The 16958-nt window shown below is 40.7% G+C and carries 16 protein-coding genes and 1 pseudogene; 15 read left to right on the forward strand and 2 right to left on the reverse strand.

All coding sequences use genetic code 11. From position 1 onward, the window contains the following. Positions 1-507: 507 nt before the first annotated feature. The 6 genes from ruvA (at position 508) to yajC (ending at position 4910) form a co-directional block, all read left to right on the forward strand. Positions 508-1110: a Holliday junction branch migration protein RuvA gene (ruvA, locus tag AB986_RS16965; RefSeq protein WP_048312642.1), complete on the forward strand. Its 603-nt coding sequence runs from the start codon at positions 508-510 to the stop codon at positions 1108-1110. Positions 1111-1122: 12 nt separating this feature from the next. Further along, the gene (gene ruvB / locus AB986_RS16970) at positions 1123-2121 is read left to right on the forward strand and encodes a Holliday junction branch migration DNA helicase RuvB (RefSeq protein ID WP_048312644.1); all 999 of its coding nucleotides are present in this window, start codon (positions 1123-1125) and stop codon (positions 2119-2121) included. A 2-nt stretch (positions 2122-2123) separates the two neighbouring features. Further along, positions 2124-2321: a DUF2905 domain-containing protein gene (locus AB986_RS16975; RefSeq protein WP_048312646.1), complete on the forward strand. Its 198-nt coding sequence runs from the start codon at positions 2124-2126 to the stop codon at positions 2319-2321. 92 nt (positions 2322-2413) lie between these two features. Then, positions 2414-3460, forward strand: coding sequence for a tRNA preQ1(34) S-adenosylmethionine ribosyltransferase-isomerase QueA (gene queA, locus AB986_RS16980; protein WP_048312956.1), 1047 nt, complete (start codon positions 2414-2416; stop codon positions 3458-3460). Continuing rightward, positions 3457-4599: a tRNA guanosine(34) transglycosylase Tgt gene (gene tgt, locus AB986_RS16985; protein WP_048312647.1), complete on the forward strand. Its 1143-nt coding sequence runs from the start codon at positions 3457-3459 to the stop codon at positions 4597-4599. The genes queA and tgt overlap by 4 nt, the downstream gene beginning before the upstream one ends. A gap of 38 nt (positions 4600-4637) precedes the next feature. Continuing rightward, positions 4638-4910, forward strand: coding sequence for a preprotein translocase subunit YajC (yajC, locus tag AB986_RS16990; protein ID WP_048312648.1), 273 nt, complete (start codon positions 4638-4640; stop codon positions 4908-4910). A gap of 40 nt (positions 4911-4950) precedes the next feature. On the opposite strand, the gene AB986_RS16995 is transcribed toward yajC, so the two are convergent. Further along, positions 4951-5340 carry a TIGR04086 family membrane protein gene (locus AB986_RS16995; RefSeq protein WP_048312649.1) on the reverse strand — a complete coding sequence of 130 codons (390 nt, stop codon included), beginning with the start codon at positions 5338-5340 and terminating at the stop codon, positions 4951-4953. A 127-nt stretch (positions 5341-5467) separates the two neighbouring features. Between AB986_RS16995 and AB986_RS17000 the strand changes: the two genes are divergently transcribed. Beyond that, positions 5468-6757, forward strand: a complete 1290-nt coding sequence (locus tag AB986_RS17000; protein WP_048312650.1) for an ArsB/NhaD family transporter — start codon at positions 5468-5470, stop codon at positions 6755-6757. A gap of 91 nt (positions 6758-6848) precedes the next feature. After that, complete coding sequence (locus AB986_RS17005) at positions 6849-7514, forward strand: DUF421 domain-containing protein (RefSeq protein ID WP_048312651.1); 666 nt, start codon at positions 6849-6851, stop codon at positions 7512-7514. Positions 7515-7765: 251 nt separating this feature from the next. On the opposite strand, the gene spoVB is transcribed toward AB986_RS17005, so the two are convergent. After that, positions 7766-9319 (reverse strand): stage V sporulation protein B, encoded by a 1554-nt coding sequence (gene spoVB / locus AB986_RS17010; protein WP_048312957.1) that lies wholly within the window; start codon positions 9317-9319, stop codon positions 7766-7768. Positions 9320-9439: 120 nt separating this feature from the next. Here spoVB and AB986_RS17015 point away from each other — a divergent pair, with 120 nt between their 5' ends. From AB986_RS17015 to AB986_RS17045, 7 genes and pseudogenes are all read left to right on the forward strand, one after another. Next, positions 9440-9925: a COG2426 family protein gene (locus AB986_RS17015; protein WP_048312652.1), complete on the forward strand. Its 486-nt coding sequence runs from the start codon at positions 9440-9442 to the stop codon at positions 9923-9925. A gap of 17 nt (positions 9926-9942) precedes the next feature. Beyond that, positions 9943-10206: a post-transcriptional regulator gene (locus AB986_RS17020; protein ID WP_161797395.1), complete on the forward strand. Its 264-nt coding sequence runs from the start codon at positions 9943-9945 to the stop codon at positions 10204-10206. Between the two features lie 110 nt (positions 10207-10316). Next, positions 10317-12531, forward strand: a pseudogene (gene secDF / locus AB986_RS22925) (protein translocase subunit SecDF). A 99-nt stretch (positions 12532-12630) separates the two neighbouring features. Next, positions 12631-13530 carry a cation diffusion facilitator family transporter gene (locus AB986_RS17030; RefSeq protein ID WP_048312654.1) on the forward strand — a complete coding sequence of 300 codons (900 nt, stop codon included), beginning with the start codon at positions 12631-12633 and terminating at the stop codon, positions 13528-13530. Between the two features lie 47 nt (positions 13531-13577). Beyond that, positions 13578-13901: a LapA family protein gene (locus AB986_RS17035; protein WP_048312655.1), complete on the forward strand. Its 324-nt coding sequence runs from the start codon at positions 13578-13580 to the stop codon at positions 13899-13901. Positions 13902-14040: 139 nt separating this feature from the next. Next, the gene (gene recJ / locus AB986_RS17040) at positions 14041-16395 is read left to right on the forward strand and encodes a single-stranded-DNA-specific exonuclease RecJ (protein ID WP_048312656.1); all 2355 of its coding nucleotides are present in this window, start codon (positions 14041-14043) and stop codon (positions 16393-16395) included. Continuing rightward, positions 16396-16908 carry an adenine phosphoribosyltransferase gene (locus tag AB986_RS17045; protein WP_048312657.1) on the forward strand — a complete coding sequence of 171 codons (513 nt, stop codon included), beginning with the start codon at positions 16396-16398 and terminating at the stop codon, positions 16906-16908. It begins immediately after the preceding gene. Positions 16909-16958 lie beyond the last annotated feature (50 nt).

Below are 16958 nucleotides of genomic sequence, written 5' to 3' on the forward strand. Positions count from 1 at the left end.
CACCTTACGACCTGAACACAAAGGACGTGTTCATTTCGTAAGGCTCCAGCGTTTTTCGGACCTAACCGGTCGCTTCCGCTTTATTGATCCAGCTGCAGCGACCAGGTCCTCGAACGCTTCACCTTACGACCTGAACACAAAGGACGTGTTCATTTCGTAAGGCTCCAGCGTTTTTCGGACCTAACCGGTCGCTTCCGCTTTATTGATCCAGCTGCAGCGACCAGGTCCTCGAACGCTTCACCTTACGACCTGAACACAAAGGACGTGTTCATTTCGTAAGGCTCCAGCGTTTTTCGGACCTAACCGGTCGCTTCCGCTTTATTGATCCAGCTGCAGCGACCAGACCCTCGGTCACTTCAGCATTCAACCCGAACACAAAAAGCGTGTTCGTTTTGAATGCTTCCAGTGCCTGCCGGGTCTTAACGGTCGCTTCCGCTTTTCGTTGATACTATGGTAGAATGTAGAGATAGAAATACATGTTCGTATGTATGTGGGGGAGAGAGAGCTTTGATTGAATATATTAAGGGCACGGTTGAATATATTGATACGGAGTATATTGTAGTAGAGTCGAATGCTATTGGATATAAAATATATTGTGGTAATCCTTTTGAGTTTCAGAAGTATCGAAATCAGTCGATTCAAATTTTTACTCATCATTACGTAAGGGAAGATTTAATCGCGCTTTATGGGTTTCCTACTCGTGAGGAGCGACTATTATTTGAAAAGCTGTTAAACGTTTCAGGTATAGGTCCAAAAGGAGCTGTCGCTATTCTGGCTACTGGAGAGCCTAATAAAGTTGTCAGTGCTATTGAAATGGAAGACGAGAAGTTTCTTACGAAGTTTCCTGGAGTTGGGAAGAAAACAGCAAGACAAATCATTCTTGACTTAAAAGGAAAGTTAAAAGGATTTGGGGAACCAACTGAAGGGCTGTTTGCTGCAGAAGAAAGTACCGAAGAGGGTTCTCATGAACTCGATGAAGCGATTGAAGCACTTAAGGCGCTAGGCTATGCAGAGCGCGAAATTAAGAAAATTAAGCCAAAGCTAGATGGTGAAGTTCTAACAACAGATCAATACATTAAAAAAGCACTTCAGCTTATGCTGAAGCAATAAGGGGGGAGTAGAGTGGAAGATCGAATTCTATCAGGAGAGCAGGTCGGTGATGACTCATCCGTAGAATATAGCCTCCGTCCTCAACGTTTAAGTCAGTACATTGGACAAGAAAAGGTGAAACGTAACCTTGAAGTGTTTATTGAAGCAGCAAGAATGCGAAATGAACCGTTAGATCATGTGCTACTTTATGGACCACCAGGTCTCGGTAAAACAACGCTTTCTGCCATTATTGCAAACGAGATGGAAGTGAACTTAAGAACAACATCAGGACCAGCTATTGAACGCCCAGGTGATCTTGCAGCCATTCTTACTGCGCTTGAGCCTGGAGATGTTCTATTTATTGATGAGATTCATCGTTTACCTCGTAGTGTTGAAGAAGTGCTATATCCTGCGATGGAAGATTATTGTCTTGACATTGTTATCGGTAAAGGTGAGACAGCGCGCTCGGTGCGTCTTGATCTGCCTCCATTTACACTCGTCGGAGCAACAACTAGAGCAGGTCTTTTAACGGCTCCTTTACGAGATCGTTTTGGCGTGTTAAGTCGTCTCGAGTATTACCTTGAAGATGAGCTCCAAACAATCGTCATGCGAACAGCGGATATTTTTGAAGTGGAGATGGAAGAATCAGCGGCAGTTGAGCTTGCTCGAAGATCACGCGGAACGCCTCGTATCGCCAACCGCTTACTTAAACGAGTGCGAGATTTTGCTCAGGTGAAGGGAGATGGCGTTATTTCTCTTTCACTTGCTTCTCAGGCGCTGGAAATGATGCAGGTAGATCCGCTTGGACTTGACCATATTGATCATAAGCTTTTACTAGCAATTATTGAAAAGTTTCGTGGTGGCCCTGTAGGTCTAGATACGATTGCAGCTACAATAGGTGAAGAAAGTCATACAATTGAAGATGTATATGAGCCGTACCTTCTCCAAATCGGGTTCTTGCAACGAACGCCTCGAGGTAGAATGGTAACGCACCAGGTTTATCATCATTTTAATTTGGAGGTGCCTGAATAAGGATGGGCATATCTAAATTATTTATTGTCCTAGGAATTTCCTTTCTATTCATTGGGGTACTCTGGTCTTTTATCGGTAAATTACCGGGTGACATTGTAATCAGGAGGGGAAACACAACTTTCTTTTTCCCAATCGTAACGTCAATCGTTGTAAGTATTGTGCTAACCCTCATTTTCTTTATTATCGGTAAGTTTCGATAAAAGCAGTGGTGAAAACGGTTAGGGTGGGATAACAGAAGTAGCTGTGGTAAAATCATTTAAGTTGAACTATTAGAAGGACAGTGGTGAAGAAAATGAATGTAAATGATTTTGATTTTGAACTTCCAGAACGTTTAATTGCTCAAGTGCCATTAAAGGAACGAACGAAATCCCGCTTAATGGTACTCGATCCTGCTGTACAAAAACTAGAGCATAGAGAGTTCTCTAATCTGGAAGATTACATAAAGCCTGGAGATTGCCTCGTTCTTAATGATACAAGAGTCATGCCAGCAAGACTTTATGGTACAAAAGAAGAAACTGGAGCTAAGATAGAAGTGCTCCTTCTTAAACAAATAGAAAATGACAGCTGGGAAACGCTCGTGAAACCCGCCAAACGAGTAAAACCTGGAACTGAGATTTCATTTGGTGATGGAAGGCTTACTGCTGTGTGCACGGAATCGTTAGAGCACGGTGGACGAGTTCTTGAATTTAAGTATGATGGAGTTTTCTATGAAGTTCTCGATCAGCTTGGCGAAATGCCGTTGCCTCCTTATATTACTGAAACGCTTGATGACCAAGAACGTTATCAAACGGTTTTTGCAAAAAATCGAGGATCTGCAGCTGCGCCAACTGCGGGGCTGCATTTTACGGAAGAAATGCTCGAACGTCTTGAGAATAAAGGAGTTCACGTCGCGTTTATTACGCTTCACGTCGGACTAGGAACATTTCGACCAGTTTCAGTAGACAATATTCTTGAACATGAGATGCACGGTGAATTTTATCAGTTAACAAAAGGTACAGCCGAGTTGTTAAATCGTGTAAAAGAGGAAGGCGGCCGGATTATTTCGGTAGGTACAACCTCCACAAGAACTCTTGAAACAGTAGCATCGTCTTATAATGGACGATTTGAAGAAGCATCTGGATGGACCGATATTTTCATTTATCCAGGATATACATTCAAAGCAATCGATGGACTGATTACGAACTTCCACCTGCCTCAGTCGACATTGATTATGCTTGTAAGTGCACTCGCGGGAAGAGAGTTTATTATTTCCGCTTATCGTACTGCCGTAGAAGAGGAGTATCGCTTCTTTAGCTTTGGTGATGCGATGTTGATTTTGGAAGGGAGTACTAAGGAATGACAGAACCAATTCGGTATGAATTAATTAAAACGTGTAAACAAAGCGGAGCACGTCTCGGTAAGCTTCACACACCACACGGAACGTTTGAGACGCCTATGTTTATGCCTGTAGGAACACTCGCGACTGTTAAGACGATGAGTCCTGAAGAGCTAAAGGAAATGGGAGCAGGCGTAATTCTTAGTAATACGTATCATCTATGGCTTCGCCCTGGTCACGATATTGTGAAAGAAGCGGGCGGCCTTCATAAATTCATGAACTGGGATCAGCCTATTCTAACTGATTCAGGTGGTTTTCAAGTATTTAGCTTAAGTGACCTTAGACAGATTGAAGAGAAAGGTGTACACTTCCGCAATCATCTAAGTGGAGAGAAACTATTCCTCTCACCTGAAGGCGCAATGGACATTCAAAACGCGCTTGGGTCAGATATTATGATGGCATTTGATGAGTGCCCTCCATACCCAGCAGAATATGACTATATGAAGAGCTCGGTTGAACGTACAAGTCGATGGGCTGAACGATGCCTTACTGCGCATGCCCGTAAAGATGTCCAAGGATTGTTCGGAATTGTTCAAGGTGGGGAGTACGAAGAGCTAAGAAAGCAAAGTGCCCAAGATTTAGTCTCTCTTGATTTTCCTGGTTACGCTATCGGGGGACTTTCAGTAGGTGAACCGAAAGATGTGATGAACCGTGTTCTTGATTTCACAACACCACACCTGCCAAGTGATAAACCTCGTTACTTAATGGGAGTTGGTTCACCGGACTCTCTTATTGATGGCGCTATTCGAGGCATTGACATGTTTGACTGTGTTCTGCCAACTCGAATTGCACGTAATGGAACGCTCATGACAAGTAATGGTCGACTAGTAGTTAGAAATGCTAAGTATGCTCGTGATTTTGGACCACTTGATGAGAATTGTGATTGTAAAGTTTGTCGGAACTATTCTAGAGCGTACATTCGACATCTTGTAAAAGCTAATGAAACATTTGGTTTTAGATTGACAACTTACCATAATCTCTATTTTCTGTTAAACTTGATGAAGCAAGTTAGGCAGGCGATCATGGATGACCGTCTTCTTGACTTCAAAGAAGAGTTTTTTGAGCAATATGGTTTCAATAAACCGAATGCGAAAAACTTCTAATTTATAGATGCGTCACTTTTAGAAAGGGGGGAAAGAGTATGGGTTCAACATTAATGAATTTAATTCCGCTACTACTTATGTTTGCGATTTTCTATTTCCTATTGATACGTCCTCAACAAAAGCGCCAAAAGAAAACAAGAGAAATGCAGGCAAGCCTAGAAAAAGGCAATAAGGTTGTTACTATTGGTGGTATGCATGGCATTATTGATGCAATGGATGAAGGTACAATTACAATCCGCACAACTGACGGTACAAAGATGGTGTTTGACCGAGCGGCAATCCGTGAATCAATCACTGAGAATACGAAGTAATACATGCAAAAGAGCGTCCTCGCGGGCGCTCTTTTCATATTTAGGCTTCTCTATGACTTTCACCTTTTAGATTAACACCGATAATGGATCCTAGAATACAAACCAGTCCATATCCTCCATGGTAGAGGAGTTGTTCAGCATTCATACTCACTCGATATCCAAGGTACTGAATAAGGAAAAGAAGGATTATATACATACACGCTGTTCCTACACCGAGCAACCACCCGCGCTCCCCACCCTTTCCACCTGCAATTAATCCACCTATGAAAAAGGCGATAACAGACCCAACAATAATAAAAGGACTAATACCTTGTTGTGATACAGAAGTGAATCTAAGAATTAGTGATAATAACACGCTTGTTGCTAATACAATGACGACGATAGTGAGTAACCCTGATCCCATACTTGAGAGTGCATGCTTAGACCTCATCTTACTCCCCCTTTATATGAATGGTTTGTACATTCTATTCATTGTGTTATGAAATAGAAGTCCAATCATGAATTAGGACAGCTCGTCATACGATGTTAGAAAAGGGACAGGGAAGGGGCAGCAGGGATTGGAAATGATCATTGCACTTACCATATTTGTTCTTGCATATGTTGGGATCATCACTGAAAAAATTAATCGAGCCCTCGTTGCCTGCGGTGGCGGGTTGTTCATGCTACTTGCCGGTATCACAACCACTGATTTAGCTTTTATGAAACATGTGGATTGGAATACCATTGCACTTCTTTTTTCAATGATGATTCTCGTGTCCATCACAAGTCAGAATGGACTATTTGAATACATTGCAATTAAGCTTGCTCAGCAAGTGAAAGGCAAGCCATTACCTCTATTAGCCGTGATTGGAACGCTTACGGCAGTTGGTTCAGCACTTCTCGACAATGTAACAACAGTCCTACTCCTAGTTCCAATTACGTTAACGCTTACCAGGATTTTAAAAGTCACAAGTCTTCCTTTCCTTATCGTCGTGATTTTATCGTCTAATATTGGAGGCACTGCTACACTAATTGGTGATCCTCCAAATATCATGATTGGTCAGGCTGTTGATCATCTTGATTTTAATGATTTTCTTTATAACCTTGCTCCCATCGTAGTTGTCATTTATGCCATCGTCATCCCGTTGCTATTGTTTTTCTATCGAAAACGCCTTAAAGTAGACAATCAACACCGTGAGTCATTACTGAGGTTAAATGCAGAAGACTATTTGAAGAGAGGTCCACTATTATATAAATCAACTATAGTATTGTTGATGACGATATCGGGGTTTCTCCTCCATCCTATTCTTCATACAGATCTTACAAATATTGCGATGGCAGGTGCTGTCCTTCTATTGTTGTTAACGCAGAAGGAACACAAAATTGAAGAAGTATTTGAATCAATCGAGTGGGTTACGTTGTTTTTCTTTATTGGTCTTTTCATCCTTATTGGTGGATTAGAGGAAGTTGGGATTATTGACGAAATAGCAAGAGCTATTTTGCTTTATACCGATGGGGATATGCCTAAAACAGCGTTGGTCATTCTTTGGGGAGCTGGAATTCTTTCAGCCTTTCTTGATAATATTCCCTTTGTAGCTGCGATGATTCCTGTCATAACCGAATTCTCAGGATACGGAATGACAAATCTTGACCCGCTTTGGTGGTCACTAGCACTAGGATCTTGTCTAGGTGGAAATGGTACATTAATTGGTGCATCAGCGAACGTTGTCGTAGCAGGTCTTGCATTGAAGGAAAAGCAAGAAGTTCGCTTTATTGAATTTCTCAAGATCGGTCTTCCTGTTGTGTTCATCTCCTTGATAATTAGTACCATATATATTTATTTTCGTTATTTGCTTCCCTATTACTAAAGGGGGGCTTTTTTTATTTCCATTACCTTCCTTTATGCTGAATCAATCACATGGTCACACTAAACAAAAGAAGATGAAAGGAGGGCTCGAAATGGAGTATATGACGATAATTTTGAGGACGCTTGTTCTTTACTTCTTAATCATTGTTGTGTTTCGTATTATGGGAAAGCGAGAAATTGGTCAGCTTAGTATTCTCGACTTTGTTGTTTCGATCATGATTGCGGAACTAGCGGTAACATCAATTGAAGACCCCGGCACACCGATGGTCCGGACAATCGTTCCAATGGGTATTCTTGTGATGATTCAAATCATAATGGCGTATATTTCTCTCAAAAGTGAGAAAGTGAGAGAAATTGTCGATGGCAAACCTACTGTATTAATTGATCGAGGTAAAATTGATGAGAATGCAATGAAGAAACAGCGCTATAACTTTGACGATCTTCTTATCCAACTGAGAGAGAACAATATTGCATCTGTCTCAGACGTTGAATTTGCCATTCTCGAGCCTTCTGGAAAGCTGTCTGTTATTAAAAAGGAAGATGATACGAAGCAGAAAGATGCTGGAACTTTATTACCGTTACCACTTATTCTTGATGGTAAAGTGCAAGAAGAACACCTCGAACGAATTGGTAAGACCTCTTTATGGCTTCGTCAGGAGTTAAGAAAAGTAGGCCAGAAGGATATTAAGCTTATTTCATACTGCTCACTTCATAAGAATGGAAGTTTTTTTATCGATATCAAGAACGAGAAAAAGTAACCGATAGTGGTTACTTTTTTTTAGGTTCTTATGAAAAGGCTCTTTTCTTAGACATTGTTTCTATAAGAGTGGGTTCATTTCCGCTCCAGGATGCTCGCTTTCCGCGTGGCGGGCGGTGAGCCACTAGTCCCGCAGGAGTCGAACATCCTTCCGCTCCAATTAGCGAAGTGTGGTTTTTTTAATGTTTTTCAAAAGCAACAATCTTTTAGAAAGGAGCCCTAAAATGTGCACCAATACATCTCAAGTCATCCTTAGTGTACGAATTTCCCGATAAAGGGAAGCCTTCTTAAATCATTTCGGTTAACAAGACCAAGTAGTAGGAGGAGAACGGTATAAACGATTGAGGTAGCGCCAATGGCTATAACCGTTCCGATGATATCTGACGAAGATGTAGCTAGCATTTGATAGAAGAAATGCCCTGCGAATGCTGCAAGTATAATTGATGCGACGCCTTTTAGTAAATCAGTTACAACGATCGAGAAACCAATCGCTTTGACTAAAGTTGCGAAATGAAGGAGTGTAACGAGCAATATACCTATAACAATTGCTAGTGCCGCTCCCATAATCCCTAGTTCTGGCCTAGTAGCTAAGAAGAAGATAGCAGCAAGCTTAACAACAGCTCCAATGAAGCTGTTAATCATCGCTGCTTTTGCTAGGTCGAGTGCTTGAAGTGCTGCTCCAAGAGGCCCTTGGAAGTAAAAGAAGAAAAAGAATGGTGCCATTACCTGGACATATATCGCTACTTGAGGTGCATTGTACATAATATCCATCAATGGTACAGCAAATATATAGGTAACAACGACTGACAGCCCTCCTGCAACCATGGAAAGACGAATAGCCTGACTTAAGCGGTGTTGAATTTGTTTATATTGTTTCTGGGCATGTGCTTCACTTATTGCCGGTACGAGTGAGACCTGTAACGAGTAAGTGATAAAAGTAGGTAGAAAGAGCAGTGGAATAGCAAGCCCTGATAAATGTCCATACTGTGTTGTAGCAAGACTTGTAGCTACTCCTGCAATTGCAAGACTATTTGCAACCATGATCGGTTCAAAGAAGTAAGAGATGGAACCGATTAATTGACTTCCCGTTGTAGGGAGAGAAATGCTCATTAAATCATTAAATGTTTTTCTGCCGCCTTTTAAATAATTGAAAAAGCCTTTTCTAATTTTCACTCGCTTTTTCATTTTGAACATTGAGAACATAAATAGAAGAGAAGCAAGTTCACCTAGTACGACGGAAACCATTGCGCCTGCAGCAGCATATTCAACACCGTAAGGAAGAAATGCACCTGTTAATAGTGCAACGAGACAAATTCGCACAATTTGTTCAATAACTTGAGAGTAAGCAGAAGGTCTCATATTCTGAAGACCTTGAAAATAGCCACGAAGAACAGATGAGAGAGCAACAATGGATACGACAGGAGCTATAGCAATAAGAGGATAGAAAGTGCGCTCGTCTGTGAAAACAGTTTTTGATAAAAGTGGGGCTGCTAGTACCATAATCGTCGTGAAAATAATACTGAGTACGGTTGTGATGGAAAGTGAGACAATTAATATTCGTTTAATTTTCTGGCGATCACCTTCTGCATCAGCTTCAGCAACCATCTTTGAGATGGCAACAGGTAGTCCCATACGTGTGAGCGTAATGGTTAGAATTAAAGTCGGAACAGCCATCATATAGAGACCGACACCTTCTTCGCCCATAATTCGAACCATCACAATACGGTTAATAAATCCGAGCACCTTTGTGATCAGTCCAGCAAGAATTAGAAAAAGTGTCCCTCGTAAAAAGGTTTGCTTTGACATATTCACCCAACTTTCCATCCAGAATAGCCCTGAGAAATTGTAGAAAAGTCTAGATATTTTTTATCACTATGTATATGCTTATTAGGGGACAAAGCATGACAGGCATATAGGAGTGTTTTAATGAAAGAAGCAATTAAACAATTCGTTGTAGAGAACTTAGGTTTTCTTCCACAGGAAGTGATTGTCGTGATCGTATCTGCACTTCCAATATTAGAATTACGAGGTGGATTGCCTCTGGCATATACCTTCGATTTTCCTTTTCTAAAAGCATTGTTTCTAAGTTTACTTGGAAACGCATTGCCGATTATTCCATTACTGCTATTATTTCAACCACTTAGTAATTGGTTAATGAGATTTAATTGGTATAAGCGATTTTATGATTGGCTATATCACCGCACACTGAGCAAGAGTAAGAATGTCGAGAAATATGGAGCGATCGGACTCATTCTATTCACGGCTGTTCCTCTACCAACGACTGGAGCGTACAGCGCATGTGTAGCAGCAGCGCTCTTTGCCATTCGATTTAAGTACGCATTCCTATCCATTCTTACAGGTGTTGTTATTGCAGGTTTAGGCGTAGGTATAGCGATGTACTCAATTTTCTAAGAATGAGAGGAGACATAATGATGGAAGAGTGGAAGAAAGAAATATTTCCAGCACTAGAGAGTAAGTTGGATGAATTTCATTTATTAGGATACAAAGGGGCGACCACAGATGAAATCTGGGAATGTCTCCTTGCTCGTAAGAAGCGTAATAATGATTTAGAGGATATTCAAATGCATAGACTTGTTAACGAAATAATGCGCCTTTCTACAAACGAATACATGAACTGGCTGACGATTCATGCTTATAAAGGAACAGATATGTTCAGTAAGGAAGAAGCTTAGTTATAGTGAAATTGACAGAAAAATTCATATATCTGTATAATAACTAGTATTGTGGCATTTTGACCTACATAAGAAATAATGCTGGGGGTTTAGAGAGGAGTTTTTGTTTCATGGTAAAAAAAGGCCGGATCGTAGCGTTCTTTTTGATCGTCCTTCTGCTTGGTGGATTGATCGGAACAACGGTTATGGGTGTAACGAAAGAGATTAAGTTAGGCCTTGATTTGCAGGGTGGGTTTGAAGTTCTATACGAAGTAACGCCTGCTCAAGAAGATCAAGAACTTAGTCAAGACCTGTTAAATAGTACTGTAAGTGCTTTGTACAAGCGTATTAATGTTCTCGGGGTTTCAGAACCTCGTATCACGATAGAAGGCGAAGATCGTATTCGCGTTCAACTAGCTGGTGTTAAAGATCAGAACCAAGCTCGAGAGCTACTCTCCACCCAGGCGGAGCTGACGTTCCGTACAACTGACGATGAAGAGCAAATGAGCGGTGCTGATTTAAAGGAAGGCGCTGCGAAAGTAGTGTTTGATAACAATCAACCTGTTGTACAAGTTACGCTGAAAAACCCTGAAAAATTTGCTAATATTACGCGAGAGATCAGTCAATTACCACAACCGGATAATCGTCTTGTGATCTGGCTTGACTACGAAGAGGGCGACTCGTATCAGGAAGAAGTAACGAAGCCTGCAGATGAACAGAAGTTCATTTCAGATCCTGCTGTTAGAACGGTTCTTTCACAAAACACAGTAGTAATCTCAGGACCTCCATTTCAGCTTGAAGAAGCGGAGAATCTGAAAGAGTTACTAAATGCAGGATCTCTTCCAGTTCAGCTTGAAGAAATTTACTCCACCTCTGTTGGGGCTCAATTTGGAGAACAGTCGCTAAATAAGACGGTTCTCGCAGGCTTTATCGGTATAGGCTTGATTTTCTTATTCATGCTATTTTATTACCGTTTACCAGGAGCGATTGCTGTTATCACGTTGAGTGTGTATATCTATCTTATTCTGGTTGTATTTAATTGGATGAATGCTGTATTAACACTACCTGGTATTGCAGCCCTTATTCTAGGGGTCGGGATGGCTGTTGATGCCAATATCATCACGTATGAAAGAATTAAAGAAGAGATTCGTTCAGGAAAGTCCATCATGTCAGCTTTCAAAGCGGGTGGAAGACGCTCCTTTACTACGATCTTTGACGCAAATATTACAACGCTTATTGCCGCTGGTGTGCTATTTGCATATGGAACTAGTTCTGTTAAAGGATTCGCGGTAATGCTCATCACAAGTATCACTGTCAGCTTTTTAACGGCAGTTTGGGGTTCACGAATACTACTTGGCCTATGGGTTAAGAGCAGGGCACTAAGTAAGAAGCCTGGACTTTTTGGCGTGAAGGAGAGTGAAATCGATGAGCTCTAGGGTAAGAGATATTAAATTTGATTTTGTTAAACATCGAAATAAATTCTTTGCGATTTCACTAGCACTTATCGTTCTTGGTGGATTGGCGATTGCTATTTTCGGTCTTAATCTTGGAATTGACTTTTCAAGTGGTTCACGGGTTGATATACAATCCGATGAAACGTTAACGACTGAAGAAGTAAGTAAAGAATTTGAAGGATTAGGGCTTCAGCCTGAGTCTGTCACCCTTGCAGGGGGTGGAGAAATCGCGGTTGCCGCCTTTAAAAGTGAGTTAAATAAAGATGAAGTGGCTGAAATCAAAAACACATTTACGGATTTATATGAAATAGAGCCAAGTATAAGTACGGTATCTCCTGATGTAGCCGTTGACCTTGCGAAAAATGCATTTATCGCAGTCGCAATCGCATCAGTTGGAATTATTTTATACGTTGCTATTCGTTTTGAATGGCTACAGGGCTTTGCGGCTATTGTTGCGTTGTTTCATGATGCTTTCTTTATCATTGCAGTGTTCAGCATCTTGCAAATTGAAGTAAATATTACGTTTATCGCGGCTGTTTTGACGATCGTAGGTTACTCTATTAACGATACGATTGTAACCTTCGATCGAATTCGCGAGAACATGAAATTCGAGAAGAAAGTTAAAACGTTTGATGATGTTGCTCGTGTCGTTAACAAAAGCCTTGTTCAAACTTTGGCACGATCAATTAACACTGTTTTAACAGTTGTGTTTGCGGCGACTGCTTTAACCATCTTTGGTGGAGAAGCCATTCGACCGTTTGCTGTTGCTTTATTAATTGGTCTACTTGCAGGAACATACTCTTCAATCTTTATTGCGTCTCAATTATGGGCAGTATGGAAGGGTAAACAATTAAAGAAGAAGAAGTTTTCACCAGTGGAAAGCGAAGTATAGAATGAAGTAGAGCCATGGCTTAGCCATGGCTCTTCCATGTCGCTAGGAAAAGTCAAGGTTTAGAATGAAAGGCTATAAGGAATTATTAGAGGTGAGAAAATGAACAAAGAAGAACGTTTTCGAAAAGCAGAAGTTGCAGCTATTGTAGGGATTCTAGGGAATATTGTCCTTGCTGTATTAAAAGGTGTCATTGGTTATAGTGCTAATAGTCGGGCTCTTATTGCTGATGCGGCCCATTCTGCTTCAGACGTTGCCGGTTCGTTTGCCGTTTTTGTTGGTTTGCGTGCTGCAAAACTACCTCCTGATAAGGATCACCCATACGGTCACGGGAAAGCTGAGTCAATAGCTGCAATTATTGTTGCCGTATTGCTTCTTCTCGTTGGTGTTGAAATTGGAATCAGTTCAGGTAGGGCTATCTTTCAGCCAATTGAAGCACCTGGCACGATTGCTTTATATGCTGCGCTTGTTTCCATTATTGTTAAAGAAGCGATGTTTCGATATAAGTATCGGTTGGGAACAAAGATCAAAAGTGATGCCTTAATCGTCAATGCATATGAGCATCGTTCTGATGTGTATTCTTCAATTGCTGTTCTAATCGGAATTGCGGGTGCCATTTTAGGAAGTCGATTCGATTTAGCGTGGCTTATCTATGCAGACCCTATAGCGGGAATTTTTGTTTCTCTTCTCATTGGTAAGATGGCAATTAAGCTTGGTTTTGAATCCATTCATAATACGCTAGATCATGTGTTACATGAAGAAGATACGATTAAATATAAACAAGTTATCAAAGCGATGGATGGCGTCGTTAATCTGGACGAATTTTATGCTAGAGAGCACGGGCACTATGTTATTATTGATATTAAGCTCGGTGTCGATCCTAACATTTCAGTGAAGGAAGGACACGATATCGGGAAAGCTGTGAAGGAACGTTTACTTGAAGATGATGAAGTAAATGATGTGCTTGTCCACATTAATCCTTATGAACCAAAGGAAAAATAGATCTAGTATTGGAATAGGTATAGAAGTAGAAGGGGAGGTAGATGTGGATGAAAGGACAATGGGGATTGGTTGTTGCCCTTGTTTTTGCTCTAATAATTGCACTATTTTCAGTTGTAAACGTTGATCCGGTTCAAGTGAATTATGTATTTGGTACGTCAGATTGGCCACTTGTGCTTGTTATTTTAGGGTCAGTATTAATGGGAGCCATTCTTGTTTTAGGTTTTGGGATGGTAAAGTATTATAAGCTTAAGAAAGAACTTAAGAAGCTGCAAAAGGAAAACGCGCAACTTCGAACGGATGCTGAACTAAAACCAGAGGTTCCTTTAGATGGTCCAACCGAAGAGGAAGGAATGGACTCTGACGGAGAATAAAGGTTGCCCCGATTCTAATCGGGGCTTATTTTTTTATCTAAATATTGGTTTGAAACTAGATGATAATAAGTTTCCTCCTCTCAACCTATGGTCAAACATGTCCAAACTATATATAATGAATTGGTTAAGAGGTGATTCGATGTTAAGATCTAAAACACGCTGGAAACTGGCTGAATCAGATGAAACAAACATTGATCGGCTCCAGAGTGAACTTGGTATCTCTCGACTAGCTACCTCATTACTTGTGAACAGAGGTATTGAGAGAGAAGAAGAAGCAAGAAGGTTTTTATATAAAGAAAATTTATCCTATCATGATCCTTTTTTGATGGATGGTATGAAAGAATCTGTTGATCGTATTCAACATGCTATAGCAGAGAATGAGAAAATCCTAATTTTCGGAGATTACGATGCTGATGGCGTAAGTAGTACAACTGTTCTCATCTTTACACTGCGTGAGCTTGGCGCTACTTTTGACTATTACATTCCAAATCGTTTTACAGAAGGTTATGGTCCAAATGAAGCAGCTTTTCGCCAGGCTAAAGAAGACGGTTATGACTTAATTGTGACGGTGGATACTGGAATTTCAGGAGTTCATGAAGCGGAAGTGGCAAAGGAAATAGGTATAGATCTAATTATTACAGATCACCATGAGCCACCTCCTGTATTGCCAAATTCCTATGCAACAATTAATCCTAAGAAACCAGGCTGTGGATATCCTTTTAAAGGACTAGCAGGAGTTGGGGTTGCGTTTAAGCTATCTCAGGCTCTACTAGGACGAATACCTGGTCATCTACTAGAAATTGCAGCTATGGGTACAATTGCTGACCTTGTTCCATTACAAGATGAGAATCGGTTAATTGCAAGCGAGGGTATACGGGCACTACAAAACTCAAGCAAACCAGGCATTAAAGCTTTACTTGATGTATGTGGGTTAAAAGGGCAGGAATTGAACGAGGAGCATCTTGGATTTGGAATAGGCCCTCGCCTGAACGCTGTAGGACGACTCGAAAGTGCAGATCCTGCTGTTGAGCTTTTGACAACGGATGATTCCGAGCTTGCTGAACAGCTTGCTAGCGAAATTGATGCATTAAATAAAACACGTCAAGAACTTGTGAATACAATGACTCAAGAAGCAATAGAAGATGTAGAATCGAACGACCTGTTAAATGAAAACAATCGCGTTCTTATTATTGCAAGAGAAGGATGGAACGCAGGTGTCATTGGAATCGTTGCTTCTAGACTGGTCGAAAAATATTACCGACCAACCATTGTTATGAGTATTGATCGTGATAAAGGCGTTGCGAAAGGATCTGCACGAAGCATTGAAGCCTTTGATATGTTTGCTAACCTTTCTGAATGCAGAGATATTCTTCCTCATTTCGGCGGACACCCTATGGCAGCCGGAATGACGATTGACCTAACGTATCTTGAAAGTCTACGTAAGAGGTTGAATGAACAGGCATTAGAGAAGTTAACTGAGAAGGATTTAATGCCACTTACGAAGGTTGATTTGCACTGTAGAGTGGAAGACATTACGCTTGAAACGATTGAAGAGATGAATTTACTAGCTCCTTTTGGAGTGAGTAATCCAAAACCCGTGGTGATGTTGAAGGATGTCAATCTATCACAAATTAGAAGGATCGGTAGCAAGAATAATCATTTGAAAGTAGCTCTTGAAGAAAACGGTGCGACTCTCGATGGTGTCGGCTTTAACTTTGGGTATGTTTTTGAAGAAATTACTTCTAGAGCTGCAGTTAGTGTTATTGGTCAGCTATCCGTTAATGAATGGAATGGATTAAGAAAGCCACAAATCTTTGTTAAAGATATGGCAGTGAACGAGTGGCAATTATTCGATTACAGAGGTATTCGAGATCTTAAGAAGCGTCTTGAGTCCATGCCACTCGATAAGTTAATCATGATTTCGTTTCAGGAAAGCACTGTTAATAAGCTTGGCATTCAGCAATGGAAGGAATTTGTCAAAACATCTCCACTAGAAGAAAACCTTAAGTTTGAGAACAAGTATGTTATGCTTCTTGATCTACCAGACTTAGAAGAAGATCTAGTTGAATTGTTCAAGAAGGGTGGCTTACCTGAGCGAACCTATACTGTTTTTGAGCATGAAGAAGATCATTTCTTTTCCACCCTGCCTTCTCGTGAAGATTTTAAATGGTACTATGCATTCTTAATGAAAAAGGGAAGCTTTCACTTAAGAGATGCAGAAAAGCTTGCTAAACATAAAGGCTGGTCAAAAGAAACGGTTCACTTCATGTCACAGGTGTTTTTTGAGTTAGATTTTGTTACAATGGATGATGGACTGATTTCTCTAAATCCACAATCTGTTAAAAGTGAATTAACTTCTTCCAAAACGTATAGGAGTAAGCTTGAGAAGGCAAAACTTGAAAATGACTTTTGCTATTCCTCCTATCATGCTTTGAAAAGTTGGTTCGATCAATCAGTTAATTGTTTCAATAGCACTGAGGAGGCCATAAAGTAAATGAATTATAAAGATTATATTGCAGTTGTTGAAGACTATCCAAAAGAGGGTATTCGTTTTAAGGACATTACCCCACTTATGCAAAATGGAGAAGCTTACAGCGCTGTTGTGAATGACATTGCAGACTTTGCAAAAGATAAAGATATCGATGTAATTGTTGGACCAGAAGCAAGAGGGTTTATTGTAGGTTGCCCCGTTGCTTATATTCTAGGTATTGGTTTTGTACCTGTACGTAAAGAAGGCAAACTTCCTCGCGAAGTAGCAAAAGTAGATTACGGTCTTGAATATGGTAAAGACGTACTTACAATTCATAAGGACGCTATTAAGCCAGGACAAAGAGTTTTAATTACTGACGATTTGCTTGCAACAGGTGGAACGATCAATGCAACGATTGAATTGGTAGAACAGCTTGGTGGAGTAGTTGTTGGCCTAGCGTTTATGATTGAACTTTCTTACCTAGAAGGACGTAAAAACCTTGACCGACATGATATATTTACGTTGATGACATACTAAAGTGTGGAGTGTCCGAATTGCCGGACGCTCTTTCTCTTTATGATGTATTG

The organism is Guptibacillus hwajinpoensis (assembly GCF_001039475.1).
Lineage (GTDB): Bacteria > Bacillota > Bacilli > Bacillales > Guptibacillaceae > Guptibacillus > Guptibacillus hwajinpoensis.